The sequence below is a fragment of the Lacinutrix chionoecetis genome, assembly GCF_053604665.1.
This window is the reverse complement of record NZ_JBSHNQ010000081.1, coordinates 79,703-99,397: the sequence shown is the minus strand read 5'-3', so window position 1 is coordinate 99,397 and position 19,695 is coordinate 79,703. Positions and strand designations below refer to the sequence as shown.

Here is a 19,695-nt window from a genome sequence, read left to right as displayed (position 1 = left end):
GAATTATGTTTACCTTTGTAATGCAAAATAATATTTTTGTGCTTTATGTAGACAGTAGTCTTAGTACAAAAATGAAAATTTTTTTCAATGAGTGGTTTACCAATATCTGTTATTGTAAGTACATATAATTCTGAAGACTATTTAAGCAAAGTTCTGGAAAGCTATAAGCACCAGGATTATGATAATTACGAAGTTATCGTGGCCGATGATGGCTCTAAAGAAACCACAAAGGAATTAATTGAAAAATTTGCGGCAGACTATCCCGTAAACCTTCGCCACATCTGGCATGAAGATAAAGGCTACAGAAGACAGGAGTTGTTAAATAAATGTATTGTACAAACGGAGTACGATTATATTTTAATGACGGATGGTGACTGTATTGCCAGACCAGATTTTATTTCCACACATGCAAAATATGCCGAAAAAGGATTTTTTCTATCAGGAGGTTATTGCAAATTAGACAAGCCAACAAGCGATGCCATTGCTTTAAACGATATTGAAGACCAAAATTGTTTTAAACCAAAATGGCTTAAAAAACAAGGTGTGTTGGGTAAAAAACAGCAGCTTAAATTAAGTGTTGGCGACAAGCTTGCTAATTTTTTAGATGTGGTTACACCAACAGGTGCCACATTTAATAATTGTAATTCTTCGGCTTGGAAAAGCGACCTGATAGCAATTAATGGTTACGATGAGCGTATGCAATATGGTGGACCAGATCGTGAATTGGGTGAGCGTTTAGTAAATTTAGGTATTAAGTCTAAACAAATTCGTTACAAAGCCATTTGCCTGCATTTAGAGCATCCAAGAGGTTATAAAACAAAAGAATCTTTAGATAGAAACTTAGCTATTAGACGCAATACCAAGTACAACAAGGTAATTAAAACACCGTATGGTATTGAAAAGTTAAACCATACAGATACAAAAGATTAAGCCAATTGGTAAACGCCTATTTTCCAGTAGGTTTTTTCTTCGTTGGTAGTGACAGTGGTAAAGTCTAATTCTTTAAAGGTTTCATTTTTAAAATATTCCCAGCAACCTAATCCTTCTCTGTAAATAGAAACTAAAACGATGCCGTTTGGTTTTAGATGTTTTCTTATAGTATCGATAACATCTCCTTTTTTGGTTTCGTGAATGTAGTAGAACGCCTCGTTAAGTACAATTATATCATAATGATTCTTAGGTTTAAAGTAATGCAGGTCTTCGCACACAAACGTTGCTTTTTCTCTTGGTTTTATATTAGCTTTCTTTATAGACACCGACGAAAAATCCATCCCATCGAAGGCAGCGATTTTATCAACATTAAAATAGTCTAATAATACACCTTCACCACAGCCTAAATCAAGAATATTAGGGTTGGTGTTTCCATATTTTTCTGCAAATTCCACCAGTTTTTCGTACCTAACACGTTCTTTTTCTCCTTTTAAATTTTCCCAACGTCCTTTTTTGTATTGCTTATTCCAGCGCTGTTTACGTCTCCAATTATGAAATTTATCTACTATATTCATTAGTTATTTTTGTAAATGATTATTAAGAAATATTCCCAATTTAGGAAGTATTAATTCTGGTGTTAATTGTTTGTACATGTAAGATGGGTCTTCTTCAATTTTACGTCTTTCTTCTCTTTCTGTAGAAAACAAATCGGGCTTTTCTTCTAATAAATGAATAGAAGTATGCATTTTTCCATCTTCAAAACTAGCCCAATGTTCCTTTAAAACGTAAGGCGAGAATATAGTAAAAGTAGGTTTGTTTAATGCTTTACTTATATGGATGGTGCCACCCTCATTACCAACTAACAGCGTGCATTTATTCATAAGTTTTATAAAACCACGAATGCTGTCTTCGTAAATATCTATAACAATACTGTCTTTATCCGCACATTGCTCGTAAATTTCAAGCGCATCTGCTTTTTGATGTGGTGCATAGTTAAAAAGAATATTAACGTTGTATGTTTTGGTAATAAAATTAATAAGTTCTACAATATACGCGTAAGGCATCGATTTTTGAGGCGTGCTACCTAATACACCAAGCATAACAAATGGTTTGTTATAACCGCTAAGCTTGTTGTACTGTTTTTCCTTTTCGGTTAAAAAAATCTTAGGTTCGTAATCAATGGCTTCAGTTTTAATGTTAAAAACGGAAGTCACCATGTTTATACGGTCTTCAATAGCTTTACCACAATTTTTTGTTTTTTCTTTTAAAAACGGAATATTATGTGAATAAAATGGTAATGGCGGATTTTTTTCGCGTTTTTTAAAACCAATTCTAATAGGCGCGTTAGAAGATAAACAAATTAAGCGGCTTTGTAATTTAGCGTAGGGATCGAAAATAATATCGTATTTATTATTACGAAGTTTATATATAAGCGAAGTAAGATTGCCAAATTTCTTAAGCTCTGCATCATTAACAGCAATAATATTATCTATATTAGGATTGTTCTCAATGACGCCTACAGTATAATCGTACACAAGATAATCTATTAAACTATTAGGGTAAATAGTTTTCATGTTTTGAGCAATAACCGATGCTATAAGCACATCTCCAATACGTTTATTCTGTATAACTAAGATTTTTTTCATGTATGCTTATCTGGTTTCATGAGCGCTAATTGGTAAATTGTAAAAGGCTAAGTCACTTTATTTAAGTGTGAATGCAAATTATTGTTTTTTCGGCTTTTATTAAAATTTACTTTCATATATCTTTGAGAAATAACCATACGCCATGCAAAGAATATATTTACATCCTAAATTTGAACATTTAAAAGTAGAAATTTTAGAATGTATTACTCATTTTAATACCAAAGGCGAGTATGTTACTAAAGGCGATAGAAATGTAATTAAAAGTTTCAATATTGGTACAGAGATATTAAATGTTAAGTTTTTTAAAACACCAAAACTGTTTAACAGTTTTGTGTATAAATATATAAGAAAAAGCAAGGCAAAGCGCTCTTTTGAGTACGCACAAAAACTTTTAGCCTGTAGTATTTTAACGCCTTTTCCAATAGGTTATGTAGAAAATGTAGATGCAACAGGTTTAAAATCGAGTTATTATATAAGCAGGCATGTAGATTACGATTACGATTTTAGAAAGCTTATACATAATCCATTACTAAATAATCGCACTGAAATTTTAAAACAGTTCACGCAGTTTACTTACAATTTGCACGAGAATAACATAAACTTTTTAGATCATTCTCCAGGTAATACCTTAATTGTAGAAAACGGTCCAAAATACGATTTTTACCTTATAGACTTAAACCGTATGAAGTTTGAAACTATGGATTTACAAACCCGTATGGAAAATTTAAAGCGTTTATGGTTGTCTAAAAAAATGATACGAATTGTAGCTACCGAATATGCTCAATTAAGCAACCATCCTTTTGATGACGTTTATAATCTGTTACTACAATCCTCACAAGATTTTAAGCGCAAAATCAATCGTAAAAAATATTTAAAGCGTAAATATTTAAAGAAGAAAAGATAATCCTTAGTTTTGGGTTACATTTCCCAATAGCAAGAAAGCCATAACGTAAAGCGTAAAACGAAACTATTTAAACCGCAACATTATATTCGCGCAAGGCATCATTTAAAGATGTTTTTTTATTGGTACTTTCCTTTCTTTTTCCAATTATCAAAGCACAAGGCACTTGAAATTCTCCTGCAGGGAATTTTTTAGTATAACTTCCAGGAATCACAACAGATCGTGCAGGCACAACACCTTTTGTTTCTACAGGTTCATCTCCTGTAACGTCTATTATTTTTGTGCTCATTGTTAATACCACATTCGCACCCAAAACAGCTTCTTTTTCAACTTTTACACCTTCAACAACTATGCAACGCGAGCCAATAAAAGCACCATCTTCAATAATTACAGGAGCGGCTTGTAAAGGCTCTAATACGCCACCAATACCTACACCACCAGATAAATGCACATTTTTTCCAATTTGAGCACAACTTCCAACTGTTGCCCAGGTATCGACCATAGTTCCTTCATCTACGTATGCGCCAATATTTACATAACTTGGCATTAAAATAGTGCCAGATGAAATGTAAGCACCATGTCTGGCTACAGCGTGCGGTACAACACGAATTCCTTTTTCTTTGTAGCCTGTTTTTAATGGTATTTTATCATGATATTCGAAAATACCAACCTCCAGCGTTTCCATTTTTTGAATAGGAAAGTATAAAACCACAGCTTTTTTAACCCATTCGTTTACTTGCCAGCCATCGCTAACAGGTTCCGCAACGCGTAAAGTACCTTCGTCAAGTAATGCTACTACTTTTCTTATAGCAGCTTGCGTGTTGTCTTGGGATAATAAATCTCGGTTATCCCAAGCTTTTTCTATAATTAGTTGTAAATCTTTCATCTATTAATCTTGTTTCTTCTTTAAAAGTGAATTCCTATTATAATTATTCGCCGGCAAAGGCAGTCGTCTAAAGATCAGGTTTTTCGTTTTATCTTTAGTGCCTTAAGTAGCAAAAAAGGATGATGCTACCATCCTTGTAGCAAATATAGTGTCAATTTATAATTTGGCATAATATTTATGTATCTACTATATAATACCTAAATTTGCAAAAAAAAATAATTAAAAGAGGAGATTTAGGGAAATGGTATGGCTCAAATTTTAGCAATAGATTATGGGAAGGTAAGGACAGGATTAGCTGTTACAGACGATATGCAAATTATCGCCTCTGGATTAACGACCGTTGCTACTAAAGAGCTTTTAAATTATTTAAAAGCGTACGTACAAAAAGAGAATGTAGAATTATTTTTGGTTGGAGAACCTAAACAAATGAATAATGAAGCGAGTGAAAGCGAAGCTCTAATAACACCTTTTATTAGTAAATTACGTACTTTTTTTCCAGAGATACCAATTAAAAGAGTCGATGAGCGTTTTACCTCTAAAATGGCAATGCAAACCATGATTGATAGTGGATTGAAGAAAAAACAAAGAAAAAACAAAGCCCTAATAGATGAAATTAGTGCTACAATAATATTACAAAGTTACCTTTACAATAAATAATAATATGGTATTACCAATAGTCGCTTATGGCGATCCAGTTTTAAAAGTTAAAGCGAAAGAAATTTCAAAAAATTATCCAAATTTAAAGGATTTAATAGCAAACATGCAGGAAACAATGCATGGTGCTTATGGTGTTGGTTTAGCTGCACCACAAATAGGATTACCAATACGCATGTTTATAGTAGATGCGTCTCCATTTGCAGACGACGATGTGCTTACAGACGAGGAGCGTGCTTATTTAAATAACTTTAAGCATACCTTTATTAATCCCACAATATTAGAAGAAAGTGGAGATGAATGGGCATTTAACGAGGGCTGTTTAAGTATTCCAGATGTGCGCGAAGATGTTTTTAGAAAACCAAATATTAAAATCGAATATTTAGATGTCGATTTTAAAAAACACACTATGGAATTAGATGGCTTGGCAGCAAGGGTGTTCCAGCATGAATACGACCATATTGAAGGCATTTTATTTACAGACAAATTATCGGCTTTAAAAAAACGTTTAATAAAAAGTAAATTAATAAACATCTCTAAAGGGAAAATTAATGTGGATTACAGAATGAAATTTCCTAATCTTAAAAAGAAGCGTTAAAAACTTGCAAAACAAAATCGAGTGCAAGATATTTGCGCTCCTTTAAATAAAACTTATGGCATTAGATAAAATATTAGCGATTACAGGCAAACCAGGATTATACGAGTTAGTAACGCAAACCAGAGGTGGTTTTATAGCTAAATCGTTAGTAGATAACCGTAAAATATCTGTAGGTATTCAGCAAAACGTAAGTATATTAAGCGAAATTGCTATATATACTTTAACCGAAGAAGTGCCTTTACGTGAAGTTTTCAATAAAATTAAAACTAAAGAAAACGGTGGGCCAACAAGTATAAGCCATAAAGACTCTAAAGATAAATTAGAAGAGTATTTCTTTGAAGTATTACCAGATTACGACGAAGACAGAGTTTATGCAAGTGATATTAAAAAAGTATTGCAATGGTATAATATGCTTCAAAAAAATAATTTATTAGATTTTGAAAACAAGAAAAAATCTGATGAAGAAGAATAAAATTTCTTCATTAAATTATAGATTTAAATCCAGCCTTTAAGCTGGATTTTTTTGTTCTAAAAGATATTGTGTAATTTATCAATCCCTAATAAGTGCTTATTTATAATAATTGTAAAACAAACTAATGAAAATGAAAAGAACACTCGCAATAGGAGACATTCATGGCGGATTAAAAGCCTTAATTCAGCTTTTAGAGAGGTTGAAAGTAACTAAAGAAGATACCTTAATTTTCTTAGGCGATTATGTAGATGGCTGGAGTGAATCTGCACAAGTCATTCAATTTTTAATAGATTTTTCAAAAACTCACCAGTGTATATTTATAAAAGGAAACCATGATATTTGGTGTGAAGATTGGTTGCGAACCAAGGAAGCAGAACAGGTGTGGTTAATGCATGGCGGCAAAGGGACTATAGAAAGTTACAAAGACTTTTCAGAATTTGACAAAAAAGACCATTTAACCTTTTTTCTTCAAATGAAACCCTATTACATAGATGCGGAAAATCGCCTGTTTATTCATGCTGGTTTTACTTCAATGCATGGTGTAGAAAAAGAAACGTTTAAACAGAACTTCTATTTCGACCGTACGCTCTGGGAAATGGCTATAACTATGGATAAACGTATAGAAGAAAATTCAGAAATATATCCAAATCGACTAAAACACTATCAAGAAATCTACATTGGCCATACACCAACTATACGCTATCATTCTAATACACCTATTAATGCTATAAATGTTTGGAATGTAGATACAGGCGCAGCTTTTACAGGAAAGCTATCTGCAATAGATGTTGATACTAAAGAGGTTGTTCAAAGTGATGTGGTACAAGTATTATATCCAAACGAGCAAGGCAGGAACTAATTTAATAAAGTCTATCATTTCATAAATAAAATCCAGCCTTGTAGCTGGGTTTTTTTGTTTTAAATTATCTTTACATAAACTTTTAAAAAATGAATTCCAGAGCCAATCAAATTAAAGCCTTCGACCGTTTATTAACCATCATGGACGAGTTGCGTGAGCAATGTCCATGGGATAAAAAACAAACCATGGAAAGTTTAAGGCACCTAACCATAGAAGAAACTTACGAACTTGGTGATGCTATCTTAGATAATGATTTAGATGAGGTAAAAAAAGAGGTAGGCGATTTGTTGCTACACTTGGTATTCTATGCTAAAATAGGAAGCGAAACCAATAGTTTTGATATTGCCGACGTTTGTAATGCTATTTGCGATAAACTAATACACAGGCATCCACATATTTATGGCGATGTTAAGGTAAAAGATGAGGCTGAAGTAAAACGCAATTGGGAAAAACTAAAACTTAAAGAAGGAAAGACCAGTGTTTTAGAGGGAGTACCTAATAGTTTGCCAGCTTTAGTTAAAGCCAACCGAATACAGGATAAAGTTGCTGGTGTGGGTTTCGATTGGGAAAAACCAGAACAAGTATGGGAAAAAGTAGAGGAGGAGCTTAACGAATTTAAAATCGAAGTAGCTAATAACAATAAAACTGCTATGGAAGACGAATTTGGAGATGTATTGTTCTCTATGGTAAATTATGCACGCTTTTTAGATATAAATCCAGAAAATGCTTTAGAAAGAACTAATAAAAAATTCTCTAAACGATTCCAGTACTTGGAGGCCAAAGCTAAAAGCCTGAACAAAGATTTAAAAGAAATGACTTTAAGAGAGATGGATGTTTTTTGGGATGAAGCAAAAAAAATTAAATAGATAAAATACTGTAAATCAGTATTTTATGAATTAATTATAAAAAAAAGATGTTTTTTTTTAGGCTTCGTAGTCCAAAATTGTAATGTCTGCGTATATAATAACAAATGACCTTGTTTCTTCATAGGAAAATTGGTTAATAGCGTAAACTTTTTAAAGGTCATTTTATATAAAATTATTTCTAGTAAGCGAAATAGAAATAATTGGTTAGTTTAGTTAGGAGCCAAAATCCTGTTTGATGTTTAATCGAACAGGATTTGGTTTTATACACCATTTCGTTTTTTCTTAGCAAAGTTGAAATCGAACTATATTAGATAGTCAGCTTGATTATTAAATAAAAAAAAATCCTCGGTTCTAAAACCGAGGATTTTTTATGCATTTAGATTTCTAAACTATTCTGTTGCATTTGCAGGAGTGTCTTGTTCTCCTTCTTTGGCAGCTTTAGCCTCTGCTTCTGCCTTTTCTTTGGCATTTTCCATCACTTTAATTTGTTTAAGCTTGCCTTTCCATATTTTTAAAGCTTCGGTATGTTTTTTTATGTTATCGTGAACAGACTTTACTAGTGGGTTTTTCTCATCCGGATGTTTAAAGAAGGCTAAATTATTTTGAAGTTGATTGACTTCAGCTTTAATTTCAGAGATTTTCTTTCTAATAAAATTATATTCATTTTCAAGTGCCCTTTGGTTATCGGCAGAAGATAAATCCTGAAGTTTATTTTCAAATTTCAGCATTTCTACTTCTTTCTTATTCATGTCTAAGGTGCCAAATAAGGTATCGAGCGCCATATTAAAATCGTTTTCAATTTTGCGTTTGTTTCCTGGAACGCGACCTATAGTTTTCCATTTAGCAATATAATCTTTAATGGTTGCTAAATCTGCTTTTTGATCACCAGTGAGTTTGGTCTCTGTAACTGTTTTTAAGAATTTCTCTTTTTCCGTATACGCCTTTTCTTCTTCGGCACTTGCTTCGTTACGTTTGGCATGAATACGATCGAAATAGTGATTACAAGCCGCTTTAAACTGTTTCCATATTTTATCGCTATCTTTTCTTGGTACATGGCCAATACGTTTCCAGTCGCTCTGAATTTTCTTCATGAGCTGCGTTGTAGCTTCAAAATCTTCACTGTCTTTATTTGCTTCGGCAATTTTAATTAGCTCTAACTTTTTATCTAAATTGTCATATTGATCTTTCTTGAGACTCTTGTAATAAGCGTTTTTTTTATGATTGAATTCTCTTACTGCAGTTTTAAACTTTGCCCAAGTAGCCTCGTTAACCCTAATAGGTACTTTACCCGCTTTAAAAAATTCCTGACGTAGCATTTCAACTTCCTTAATTTTAGTCTGCCATGCTTTATGTGTATTACCACCATCATTAGTTTTTTCTATAATGATGTCTATAATTCCATTTTTAAATACTAAATTCTTCTCGTAAAGCTCATCTAAATGCTTATAGTAATCTTGTCGTTTGTCGTTTATAACTTTAGTAGCTTCCTTAAAGCGTTCCCAGATAGGTTCTCTGTGTTCTTGAGCAACAGGTCCTAATTCTTCTTTCCACATTTTATGTAAAGCCTGCAGTTCTCTAAAAGCCCGATTAATGTTATCATCTTTAGCCAGTTCTTCGGCACGCTCTATAATTTTTATCTTCTTTTCTAAATTATGTTCAAAATCCTTATCTCGTAAATCTCTGTCTAAATGTAATAAATCGTAAAAACGCTCTACATTAAAGTGATAACTATTCCAGGCATTATTGTATTTATCTCGTGGTATAGCACCAGCGTTTTTCCATTGGTCTTGTAATTCTTTAAATTGCTTGTATTTGTTATTCATCGTTTCATCAAGGTCTGTAAGCGCTTTGATGTCTTCTATAATTTGAAGTCTTGTCGATAAATTATCTTTTAAGCTTTTTTCTAAACTTTTATAATGCGACGAAATTTTAGAGCGATATTCTTTATAAATATCATTAAAACTACGTTTAAGAGGTGTAGTGTAATGAAAATCGATTTCATTACCTCCTTGATCTAAAAATTCCTGTTTCTTTTCTTCTACAAGCGCGTTAAATTTCTCATTAAATTCATTTTTAATGGACTCAACATGCTTTTTAATAGCTTGAACCTTTTCATTTTTTACCAATTTTTCAAGTTCCATTACCAAAGCATCTAAAGACATGTCTTGGTATTCTTTCTCTTCTATGGAGTGCCTGTCGCTTGTGCCTTCAGACTCTGCATCTTCGGCATTAGAGTCATCAATTTCATTAATCACATCATCCTCAACAGGTTCTTTAACAGTGTCTTGAGATTCTGCTTCGGCTTCTTTTTGTTGCGCTTCGTTAGGCTCTACTGAAGTGTTTTCTTGAGATTTTTTTTCCTCGTTTCCGTCTGCTTTTGGCAGGTTATCTTGCTCTGACATTTTATAAAATGTTTTGTTTTTGGTAAAAATTTAGACTTTAAAGATAGTAAAACTTGCCTTTTTTAAAAGGATTCAGGCTAATTTTACATTAAATAATTCTGTTTTTATTTATTCCATATTTCCCAGGACTTTTCAGCCTGTAATTCTAACATCTTAAACCCGTTAATTACAGTAGCATTTTTTTGTTTGCCTCGTTTTAAAAATGTCGTTTCAGATGGATTATATATTAAGTCGAATAACACATGATTTTTAGATAGTGCGTTGTATGGAATATTTGGACATTCTTCAATATTTGGAAAGGTTCCTAAAGGCGTGCAATTAACGATAATATGGTGAGATTCAATTACTTTGTGTGTTAGTTCGCTATACGTATAGGTTACATTTTTCGTGTTATTTCGTGAGACAAACGCATAGTCTATGTCCAACGATTTTAAAGCGAAAGCTATTGCTTTACTAGCTCCGCCAGTGCCTAAAATTAATGCTTTTTTATGCTGTGGTTTTAGCAAGGGTTTAATAGACTTTTTAAAGCCATAATAATCTGTATTATAGCCAATGTATTTTCCGTTCCTGCTAATTTTAATGGTATTTACTGCGCCAATAACCTTTGCTTTTTTATTCAGCTTGTCTAAATAAGGGATGATACTTTCTTTATAAGGAATAGTAACATTAAAGCCTTTTATATGTGGTTCATTTTTTAATTGTGTTTCGAATATTTCAATAGTAGCGATATCGAAATTCTCGTAAGTCACCTGCTTTCTATTCTCAGTTTCAAACTTTTTTTTAAAGTAAGTGCGCGAAAAAGAGTAGTCTATATTTTTTCCTATTAAGCCAAATCTACGCATGTATCTTTCGGGTTTTTCTGCCATACCATTCTAAAGCTAAAACAACTGTGATGCCAATAATTATATAAATTAAAGCAATTATGGTTTCTACATTAAATTCTGGGATGTAACGACTGTAATTTTCTACAATGTATTTGCCACCAGAATCGAATAAAAATATGCCAGAATCATCTGTTTTATAAATGGTCTCTTTCCAAGGCCAGACAACACCAAGAGAGCCTACAATAAAACCAATAATTGAAGCTGTTGTAACGCTTTTGTAATGCTTTAAAATATAGCTTAATAGATGAGAAAAGGTAATTAAACCTACTACAGAGCCTAAGGTGAATACACCTAAAACCTTAAGCATTCTAATGCGTTCTAAGTTTTGGGTAAAGCTGAAATCTCCTTTTAAAACCTCGTAAAACGTATCGTAAAGCGCATTCACAGAATCTACTAAAAGCAACACGTAGTTGCCTAGTAATATTAAAATAAAAGACCCTGAAAATCCTGGTAATGTCATACCAGAAACACTAATAATACCACAAATAAAAACAAACCAAAGGTTGTCGTTTTGCGTTGCAGGATCAAGAAAACTAATGCTTATACCAATGGCTGCACCAATACATAGCGCTAACAAAGTGGTAAATTTCCAATCTTCAAAATCTTTGGCAATGTAATAAATAGAGCCTAGAATCATACCAAAAAATATACTCCAAACGTATAACTCGTAATGCTTAAGAAAGTAATCTAATAGTTTAGAAACGCTAAAATAACTAATAACCATTCCTAAAAAAAGCAAGCTCAAAAACCTCCCGTTTATATAATGAAAGAAGGATTTAAACCTTCCGTTAAAAAATAATTTGAATGCAATAGTATTAACCCGTTTAAGCGAGTGGATAAACTCTTCGTAAAAACCAGCAACAAAAGCGACAACACCACCAGAAACACCAGGAACTTTATTTGCAGCTCCCATTCCTAACCCTTTTAAGATTAAGAAAATTTTATCCATGAATGTTCTTGTACTTTGCATTATGCTCTTTTTGAACCTATTTTTTCTAAAACAAATATGGTTAAGAATCCAGCAATCATTAAACCTATTGCAAGTGCTAATTGATGGTTAACATTATTAATTTCCGCATACGTAAAAGGCGAAATACTTTGGTCTGTAACCGTTTTAAAGCTTTCGAAATTGTTTATTTTTTTCTGAAATACAGCAAGTGTTCCTAATTGCGACACACTTGAAAAGGCAATCACCTCTCCAGCGGTATCTTCCATTACTGTTAGTGTTTGTTTCCATGGCCAAACTTTATTTAGAGAGCCAAAAATAAAACCAGTTAACAAAGCTAATGTTGTATTGTGGTAATTTTTAAATAACCATTTTAATAGACGACTAAAACTTAATAGACCAACTAAGGCTCCTGCAGCAAAAATAGCAATACGCTTAATATCGAAATCATGAAAAGCATCGCTTAAGGTTTTATAAGCACCTAAAATAACCAATATAAATGAGCCTGAAATGCCAGGTAAAATCATGGCGCAAATAGCAATAGCTCCAGCAATAAATAGATAAAACGGATTAGCGTTACCAGCTAATGATGGTAAACTTGAAATATAAAAAGCTGTTGCGGCCCCAATAATTAACGCAACAACGCTAATGGCGCTCCATTTTTTCACTTGTTTCCCCACAAAATAGATACTAACCACTATAAGGCCAAAAAAGAAGGACCATATTAAAACAGGGTGTTCTTCTATCAGGTATTTTGCTAAGCGCATAAACGACACAAAACTAATTATAATACCTGTTAATAAAGCCAGTAAAAAATTACCATTCGCTTGTCTCCAAAAGGACTTAAATCCTTCGGTTTTAAGTGTTTTAAATAAGGATACATTAATGTTACTAATAGTAGTTATTAACTCTTCGTATATACCAGAAATAAAGGCAATGGTTCCTCCTGAAACTCCAGGAACGGCATCTGCTGCTCCCATGGCAACGCCTTTTAAAGCAATTATAAAATAGTCTTGAAGTTTTCTGTGCATAGTTTAATTTGGTGTTGAACCAAAGGTATGCAAATAATTAAAGTTTTATAAATGCTATTGTTTCTTTTTTAATTCCTTTTTTAACGCAAGAGCGTTGTATACATCTGGAAATAACTCTTCTAAAATAATAATGTGTTCGGCATCAAAGCGCATGGCGTTTTTAAGGTGATAGGTTGCTTTTTCGGTTTCTAATAATTGAAAATACAAGCCAGCCAACCTAAATTCTATTTCGGCATTTTCCGGATAAAACTCTGCTGCTTGTATTAAATTAAATGTAGCAGCCTCTGGTTCTCCTAATTCTGCTAATATATCACCACGAACCAACCAGGTTTCAAGCTCGTAATTTCCTAGTTCTAAAGCACGCTTGTGTCCACGTTCTGCTTCTTCTAAGAAGTTTAGTCTATGATTGATTTTTGCATAATATTTCCAATACAATACATTTTCGCTATCAATATTTATAGCTTTATTTATGTAGTATAAAGCTTTTTGATAGTTTTTTTGCTTACAATAAAACTTTGTAATGGCTATCCACCCTTTATCTAAAAGCGGATCTTCGTGTACTGTTTTGTAATAATATTGGACCGCTAAATCCTTGTTCCCTAATTTTTCGTGACAACTGCCTATACGTAATAATGCAAAAGATGTTGGGTCTTCTAAAGTTAACGTAATACTATAGTTTTCTATAGCTTCATTATAGTGCTTAAGTTTTTCGAGTACTTTACCTTTTTCAAGATAAGCTCCTATAAAAGTGTCATCAGAGATTATGGCAAAATCGAAAGCACTCAACGCTTTGTCATAATCCTTTAATTCGTAATACTCACGTCCTAATTGATGCCAGGCCACTTCGCAATACGGGTTTTTATCTAAATAGGTGTTAAGAAATGCAATGGCTTCATTATTTTGATCTAAAAAATCGAAGCAGTAAATAATATTATAAAGTGATCCATAGTCTTCAGGATTTTCTTCAAGGCAATTCATAAAATTGTCTCTTGCCATATCAAATTGGTCTAAAAAAAGATATTCCATACCAATTAATGAGTATAAATCTGAAGTTTCTTCAGCAAAACTCAACGCACTTTTTAAAACATCAATAGCTTCATCGTGTTTATCTTCTTTCGATAAAATATTTGCTTTTTGAATATAAATTTCTTCGTTCGAAGGTTCGAGCACATACAGTTCATTCAACAACGTATTTGCTTTATCCAATTCGTTTTCAAAAACGAATATTTCAACCTTAAAGAGTTTTAAATTTGTAGAGCTTGGATGTTGTTCTAAACCTAATTTTATAGCTTTTTTAGCAAGGGCAACCTTACCTTGATTTAGGTAATGGTGAATGATATTTTCAAATTCATTAGAGTCGAAAAACAAAACATTGTTTGTTTTTAGCATCGACTCAAATTTTGTTAGCGATATGTTATTATTTTCTTCTTGGCTAAAATCCATAGGCACATATTTAGCATTGCGTTGTAATAAATGTAACGTTCAAAGCGCTTTTATTAGCATATTACAAGCAAATGTTTTTAACAAAGTAATGAACAACTACAAACTAAATACTTATTTTTTATAGTTTAAATACTGATTTTTAGCTGTTTGCAGATTATAGTTTACTCTGTATTTTATTTAATACTTCAACAATAATGCCACAGCCTTTTACTAATTCTTGGTTTGTAATGGTAAGAGGAGGTGTAATACGAATAGCTTTAGGCTCGAATAACAGCCAAAATAATATAAGTCCATGATCTTGAGCGCTTAAAATCAATTGGTTGACTATTTCTGCGGAAGGTAATATGGCAGTTAACATTAAGCCTTTTCCTCTAATTTCTTGAATTAGTGGATGCTTTAAGTGTTCTCTAATTAACTGTTCTTTTTCTAAAGTTTGTGACATTAAGTCACTTTCTACTATTTCCTGTAGTGTTGCAAAAGCTGCCGCTGCAATAACAGGATTACCACCAAAGGTAGTAATATGACCTAATTTAGGACTGTTTTGTAATTTATCCATTAATTTGGTTGAAGCTGTAAACGCACCAATTGGCAGTCCGCCACCAAGACCTTTTCCGGTAACCAGAATGTCTGGAATGCAATTGTAATGTTCGAAACCGAATAATTTGCCAGTACGTCCCATACCAGGCTGAATTTCGTCTAAAATTAATAAAGCGCCAACAGCATCACAACGCGTTCTAACCTTTTCAAGATACTGGTTTACAGGTTCTATAAAGCCTGCACCGCCTTGTATAGTTTCTAATATAACGCAGGCCGTTTTTGAGGTTATGTTTTCTAAATGAGGCTCGTGGTTAAAAGTAATGTGCTTAATATCTGGAAGTAATGGTCTAAAAGGTGCTTTACGCTCTTCAAAATCCATTAAACTTAAAGAGCCCATAGTATTGCCATGGTAGGCATTGTGCGCTGCAATAATCTCGCTTCGGCCAGTGGCTCTTCGGGCGAGTTTTAATGCGCCTTCAATAGCTTCAGTTCCAGAATTTACCAAGTATGTTTTTTTTAAAGAATCTGGTAGGTGTTTTGCTAATAATGCGCACAAATCTACAGCAGGTTTCTGGATGTATTCGCCATAAACCATAACATGCATGTAGCTATCCAATTGCGTTTTTATAGCCTTAACTACTCGTGGATGAGAATGCCCTAAACTACAAGCCGAAACACCAGCCACAAAATCTAGATAGGCTTTATTTTTAGTGTCGAAAATGTACGCGCCTTTAGCATGAGAAATTTCCATAGCCAAAGGATGTGGCGAAGTTTGCGCTTGATATTTAAAGAACGCGTTGCTCATTAATTTTCTTCTGTCTTTTCCTTTAAAGGTATTCCTAATGCTGGTAAATCTTGTTTTTTTAATTGCTTTTTAAGCAAGTTAGGGTTTGCTTTGTTCGTGTTTTCTCTTTCCAGCTTAGTAGGGATTTGTCTGGAAGCTTTTAAAGGCTTGTCGTCACGAGCATCACCAAATCTTACTTTAGGTTTACTTTCTTCATCGGCTTTTTCTACACGATTTAGCAAGTTTTCATCAAAAAACTCTTCCTCTGGAACTGCAGGTGCCAGACCTTTTATAATGGGTAAATTTAAAGGTGGATCGTCTTTAAATAAATCTTCAACACTAAGTGGTCTCTCGTCTTCTCGCCAATCGAAATCTTTCAGTTTTACAGCATTTTTTGGGATATCGTCTTCTGGATATGTTTTACCTTCAGATTGTATTAAACGCTTATAGTAGTAAATGCCAGTATCATCAAAAAACATTTCAATGTTAGCCGAACGTGCTTTGTCTAAACCTACAAATTCATCATCTTCATTTCTTATAATAAATATAGATTCTGAATTTTTAAATATATTAACTTGTTTTAACTGGTTTTCATCATCGAACAACCCAACCAATCGCTTTCCTTTTATCTGGCTGTAATAATCTGTGCTTAACGTATCTTTACTTATAATAAAGGCATTGTTAAATACGATTAGCGAATCTAATTTTTCGGTTTCTGGATTCGATTTTAAATGGATGGTATCACCTGTCATTTGGTTTGTTTCATGCCATAAAATAGGTCTTCGCTTTACGGCAAAAGCATCTTTTTTAGACAAGCGAGATAAATTAATAAGCTGTGTTAAACCGGTTTGATGATTAACATGAATAGAATCTGCCTTACCACTAACATCAGATTTGTAAAGTTTAGCATTTCTAAACGCCCTTGTAATACGGTTATCTTCTTTTCCAGTAACCATTAAAGTGTCTGAATGTATATAAACAGAATCCTTTTCCTGTACCGAAATAGCCAAAGCACGTTTGGTAACAAAGGCCGAATCTTTAGATTTATAAACTTCGGCATAATGGCCTTTAATAATACTGCTGTTGATAGTGTCGGTAATTTTTATATTGTTGGAAGCTGACGCAAAATCTATATTTCTGTCAAAATACATACTGTCACCTTCGACCACACGATTATCGTAATCTATTCTTGAGTTTTTAGTAAAATAGCCAGTATCGTTATTGGTATTGTAAAAACCACGTTCGCAAAATACCGTACTTGTTTCTCCAACTATTTTTGAAGGCCCATACATATATGCATGCCCAGTCTCTGAGTAAAAATCTAACTGATTGGTGGTTAATACATATTCGGGATTTACCAGTTTTACAGTATTTAAGAAGCGGTATTTTTTTTGGGACATGTAATAGCGACCAACAGTACTTGTAATGGTTCCAGACGAATCTCTCACCACTTTGCCATCTTCGTTATAAAAAGCTTCCTGCTTTGCACGATCGAAAAACAGCTTGTCTGTTGTTAAAACCGAACTTGGTTCGGTTAAAACCACATCGCCTTTGGCGTAGGCTAATTGTGTATTTCCGCTGTACTCGGCATATTTGGCTACCATAGTAATAGTGTCGCCTTGTATCATTTTTACGTTGCCGTACGCCTCTACAAAATTTTCTTTTCCGTATAAAACGGCTTGATCGCAAAACATATCTATACCATCATGATAGACGTGCACCTGTCCAGCATCACTACGCGTTAAAATTCTGGCGCCAGGATAATTTTCTTCGTCTATTTCACCAAAAGCACCAGAGTCTTTAATTTCAATATTTTTGCGTTGTTGTGCATGACTATTGAAAGCTAATAGACTGATGAATGCTACTATAAAAAGGTTTTTAAACATTTAGATTCTTTGTATGTAAGCAAAAATAACGATTATAATGAGTTAGCATGATGTATTAGGATAATTTTAATATTAAAAAAACCTGCCGAAGCTTTTGCTTTGGCAGGTTTTGAGTTTGTTCTAAATTTAGAAACTAATCTCTAAAAATAGTCTGTTTTCTATCTGGACCAACCGAAACAATAGTAATAGGGATTTCTAATTCCTTTTCAAGAAAATCGATATAATCATTTAACTCTTTAGGGAGTTGCGCATCTTCATTCATTTTGGTTAAATCTTCTTTCCAGCCCTTAAACTCAGTATAAATAGGCTCAACATTTTCCGGCTCGATATTAAACGGTAAATGCTCAATCGTTTCACCTTTATATTTATAAGCGGTAGCTACTTTTAAGGTTTTAAAACCAGAAAGCACGTCGCTTTTCATCATCATTAATTGTGTAACACCATTAACACGACACGTGTATTTAAGCGCCACTAAATCCAACCAGCCACATCGTCTTGGTCGCCCAGTTACAGCACCAAATTCTTGACCAACTTTTGCCATTTCTTCACCAACCTCGTCAAATAACTCGGTAGGAAAAGGACCAGAGCCAACACGAGTAGTGTAGGCTTTAAAAATACCAAAGACTTCTTTAATTTGGTTTGGTGCAATACCTAAACCTGTACAAGCACCAGCAGCAGTGGTGTTAGAGGAGGTTACAAAAGGATACGTACCAAAATCGATATCTAAAAGCGAACCTTGAGCGCCTTCGGCTAAAATGGTTTTACCCTCTTTTAAAGCCTTATGTAAGTAAGCTTCACTATCAATAAATTGTAATTCTTTTAATCGTTCTACAGACTCGAAAAACTCAACTTCCATTTCATCTAAATCGTATTGCACATCTACATTGTAAAAAGCAATCATAGCTTCATGTTTGTTGGCTAATGCTCTGTATTTTTCTTTCCAGTCTGGCATTTCTAAATCACCAACACGAATACCATTTCTACCCGTTTTATCCATATATGTTGGACCTATACCTTTTAAGGTTGAGCCAATTTTAGCTTTTCCTTTGGAAGCCTCGCTTGCAGCATCTAATAAACGATGCGTAGGTAAAATTAAATGTGCTTTACGCGATACAATTAATTTTGCTTTATAATCTATATCAAACTGGTCTAATCCTTCTAATTCTTTAATAAACACGACAGGATCGACAACTACACCATTGCCAATAACATTCATAGAATTTTTATGAAAAATTCCAGAAGGAATCGTTCTTAAAACATGCTTAATACCATCGAATTTTAGGGTGTGCCCTGCATTTGGACCACCTTGAAAACGTGCAATGATATTATATTTTGAAGTTAGAACATCGACAATTTTCCCTTTGCCTTCGTCTCCCCATTGTAAACCAAGTAGTAAATCTACTGCCATTATAATTAGTTGTTTTTAGTTGTCTTTTGTTGTGTTTTTAGTACCATAGAAATAGAGAGAATGATTATTGATTTTTATATCGAAAACCTCTTCTATTGTTTTTTTTATGGATTGAATTCGTGGATCGCAAAATTCGATAACCTCACCAGTATCTGTTAAAATAACATGATCGTGCTGTTTATCGAAATACGATTTTTCGTAGTGTGCCTGGTTTTGTCCAAATTGATGTTTTCTAACCAAACCACAATCTAAAAGTAATTCTATGGTATTATAAAGTGTTGCGCGACTAACACGATATTTTTTGTTTTTCATTTTTAAATACAAAGATTCAATATCAAAATGCTCTTTGTTATTGTAAATTTCCTGAAGTATAGCGTAACGTTCTGGTGTTTTTCTATGACCATTACTTTCTAAGAAAGCTGTAAAAACGTTCTTAACAATCTCCTGATTTTTAGTGTCTGTATTTGCGCTCATAATGTAAGTCGCAAATTTACATATTTTTTTGAGGTTATTCTATAATTTTAAGAGTTTCGATGTCGTGTTATTCATCACTTATTAACAA

Annotated in this window: 19 protein-coding genes; 7 read left to right on the top strand and 12 right to left on the bottom strand. The window is 33.2% G+C overall.

The window, feature by feature from the left end:
- Positions 1 to 87: 87 nt before the first annotated feature.
- Positions 88 to 930 carry a glycosyltransferase family 2 protein gene (locus ACVC43_RS08950; protein WP_452224167.1) on the top strand — a complete coding sequence of 281 codons (843 nt, stop codon included), beginning with the start codon at positions 88 to 90 and terminating at the stop codon, positions 928 to 930.
- On the opposite strand, the gene ACVC43_RS08945 is transcribed toward ACVC43_RS08950, so the two are convergent.
- Positions 927 to 1,505: a class I SAM-dependent methyltransferase gene (locus tag ACVC43_RS08945; RefSeq protein ID WP_452224166.1), complete on the bottom strand. Its 579-nt coding sequence runs from the start codon at positions 1,503 to 1,505 to the stop codon at positions 927 to 929. The genes ACVC43_RS08950 and ACVC43_RS08945 overlap by 4 nt on opposite strands.
- A gap of 3 nt (positions 1,506 to 1,508) precedes the next feature.
- Complete coding sequence (locus tag ACVC43_RS08940; protein ID WP_452224165.1) at positions 1,509 to 2,576, bottom strand: glycosyltransferase family 9 protein; 1,068 nt, start codon at positions 2,574 to 2,576, stop codon at positions 1,509 to 1,511.
- 142 nt (positions 2,577 to 2,718) lie between these two features.
- On the opposite strand from ACVC43_RS08940, the gene ACVC43_RS08935 reads away from it, so the two are divergent.
- Complete coding sequence (locus tag ACVC43_RS08935) at positions 2,719 to 3,480, top strand: lipopolysaccharide kinase InaA family protein (RefSeq protein ID WP_452224164.1); 762 nt, start codon at positions 2,719 to 2,721, stop codon at positions 3,478 to 3,480.
- Between the two features lie 67 nt (positions 3,481 to 3,547).
- On the opposite strand, the gene ACVC43_RS08930 is transcribed toward ACVC43_RS08935, so the two are convergent.
- On the bottom strand, positions 3,548 to 4,363 hold the full coding sequence (locus ACVC43_RS08930; protein ID WP_452224163.1) for a 2,3,4,5-tetrahydropyridine-2,6-dicarboxylate N-succinyltransferase: 816 nt from the start codon (positions 4,361 to 4,363) through the stop codon (positions 3,548 to 3,550).
- 246 nt (positions 4,364 to 4,609) lie between these two features.
- Between ACVC43_RS08930 and ruvX the strand changes: the two genes are divergently transcribed.
- The 5 genes from ruvX (at position 4,610) to mazG (ending at position 7,812) form a co-directional block, all read left to right on the top strand.
- A complete protein-coding gene (gene ruvX / locus ACVC43_RS08925) occupies positions 4,610 to 5,020 on the top strand; it encodes a Holliday junction resolvase RuvX (RefSeq protein ID WP_452224162.1) in 411 nt (136 codons plus the stop codon).
- Positions 5,021 to 5,024: 4 nt separating this feature from the next.
- Complete coding sequence (gene def / locus ACVC43_RS08920; protein ID WP_452224161.1) at positions 5,025 to 5,615, top strand: peptide deformylase; 591 nt, start codon at positions 5,025 to 5,027, stop codon at positions 5,613 to 5,615.
- Positions 5,616 to 5,670: 55 nt separating this feature from the next.
- On the top strand, positions 5,671 to 6,087 hold the full coding sequence (locus ACVC43_RS08915) for a DUF5606 family protein (protein ID WP_452224160.1): 417 nt from the start codon (positions 5,671 to 5,673) through the stop codon (positions 6,085 to 6,087).
- Positions 6,088 to 6,217: 130 nt separating this feature from the next.
- Positions 6,218 to 6,946, top strand: coding sequence for a metallophosphoesterase family protein (locus ACVC43_RS08910; protein WP_452224159.1), 729 nt, complete (start codon positions 6,218 to 6,220; stop codon positions 6,944 to 6,946).
- A gap of 89 nt (positions 6,947 to 7,035) precedes the next feature.
- Positions 7,036 to 7,812, top strand: a complete 777-nt coding sequence (mazG, locus tag ACVC43_RS08905) for a nucleoside triphosphate pyrophosphohydrolase (protein ID WP_452224158.1) — start codon at positions 7,036 to 7,038, stop codon at positions 7,810 to 7,812.
- Positions 7,813 to 8,201: 389 nt separating this feature from the next.
- Here the strand turns inward: mazG and ACVC43_RS08900 are convergent, their stop codons facing one another.
- The 9 genes from ACVC43_RS08900 to ACVC43_RS08860 all read right to left on the bottom strand — a co-directional run bounded on the left by ACVC43_RS08900 (position 8,202) and on the right by ACVC43_RS08860 (position 19,607).
- Positions 8,202 to 10,214: a DUF349 domain-containing protein gene (locus ACVC43_RS08900; protein ID WP_452224157.1), complete on the bottom strand. Its 2,013-nt coding sequence runs from the start codon at positions 10,212 to 10,214 to the stop codon at positions 8,202 to 8,204.
- A gap of 104 nt (positions 10,215 to 10,318) precedes the next feature.
- Positions 10,319 to 11,056, bottom strand: coding sequence for a shikimate dehydrogenase family protein (locus tag ACVC43_RS08895; protein WP_452224189.1), 738 nt, complete (start codon positions 11,054 to 11,056; stop codon positions 10,319 to 10,321).
- Complete coding sequence (locus tag ACVC43_RS08890; protein ID WP_452224156.1) at positions 11,049 to 12,068, bottom strand: DUF368 domain-containing protein; 1,020 nt, start codon at positions 12,066 to 12,068, stop codon at positions 11,049 to 11,051. The genes ACVC43_RS08895 and ACVC43_RS08890 overlap by 8 nt, the downstream gene beginning before the upstream one ends.
- Entirely contained in the window at positions 12,068 to 13,075 is a 1,008-nt protein-coding gene (locus ACVC43_RS08885; protein WP_452224155.1) for a DUF368 domain-containing protein, read from the bottom strand. The genes ACVC43_RS08890 and ACVC43_RS08885 overlap by 1 nt, the downstream gene beginning before the upstream one ends.
- Positions 13,076 to 13,129: 54 nt before the next feature.
- Positions 13,130 to 14,518: a tetratricopeptide repeat protein gene (locus ACVC43_RS08880; protein WP_452224154.1), complete on the bottom strand. Its 1,389-nt coding sequence runs from the start codon at positions 14,516 to 14,518 to the stop codon at positions 13,130 to 13,132.
- Between the two features lie 154 nt (positions 14,519 to 14,672).
- Positions 14,673 to 15,860 (bottom strand): aspartate aminotransferase family protein, encoded by a 1,188-nt coding sequence (locus ACVC43_RS08875; RefSeq protein ID WP_452224153.1) that lies wholly within the window; start codon positions 15,858 to 15,860, stop codon positions 14,673 to 14,675.
- A complete protein-coding gene (locus ACVC43_RS08870; protein ID WP_452224152.1) occupies positions 15,860 to 17,725 on the bottom strand; it encodes an OstA-like protein in 1,866 nt (621 codons plus the stop codon). The genes ACVC43_RS08875 and ACVC43_RS08870 overlap by 1 nt, the downstream gene beginning before the upstream one ends.
- A 133-nt stretch (positions 17,726 to 17,858) precedes the next feature.
- Positions 17,859 to 19,133 (bottom strand): adenylosuccinate synthase, encoded by a 1,275-nt coding sequence (locus ACVC43_RS08865; RefSeq protein ID WP_452224151.1) that lies wholly within the window; start codon positions 19,131 to 19,133, stop codon positions 17,859 to 17,861.
- 15 nt (positions 19,134 to 19,148) lie between these two features.
- A complete protein-coding gene (locus ACVC43_RS08860) occupies positions 19,149 to 19,607 on the bottom strand; it encodes a Fur family transcriptional regulator (RefSeq protein ID WP_452224150.1) in 459 nt (152 codons plus the stop codon).
- Between the last annotated feature and the right edge of the window lie 88 nt (positions 19,608 to 19,695).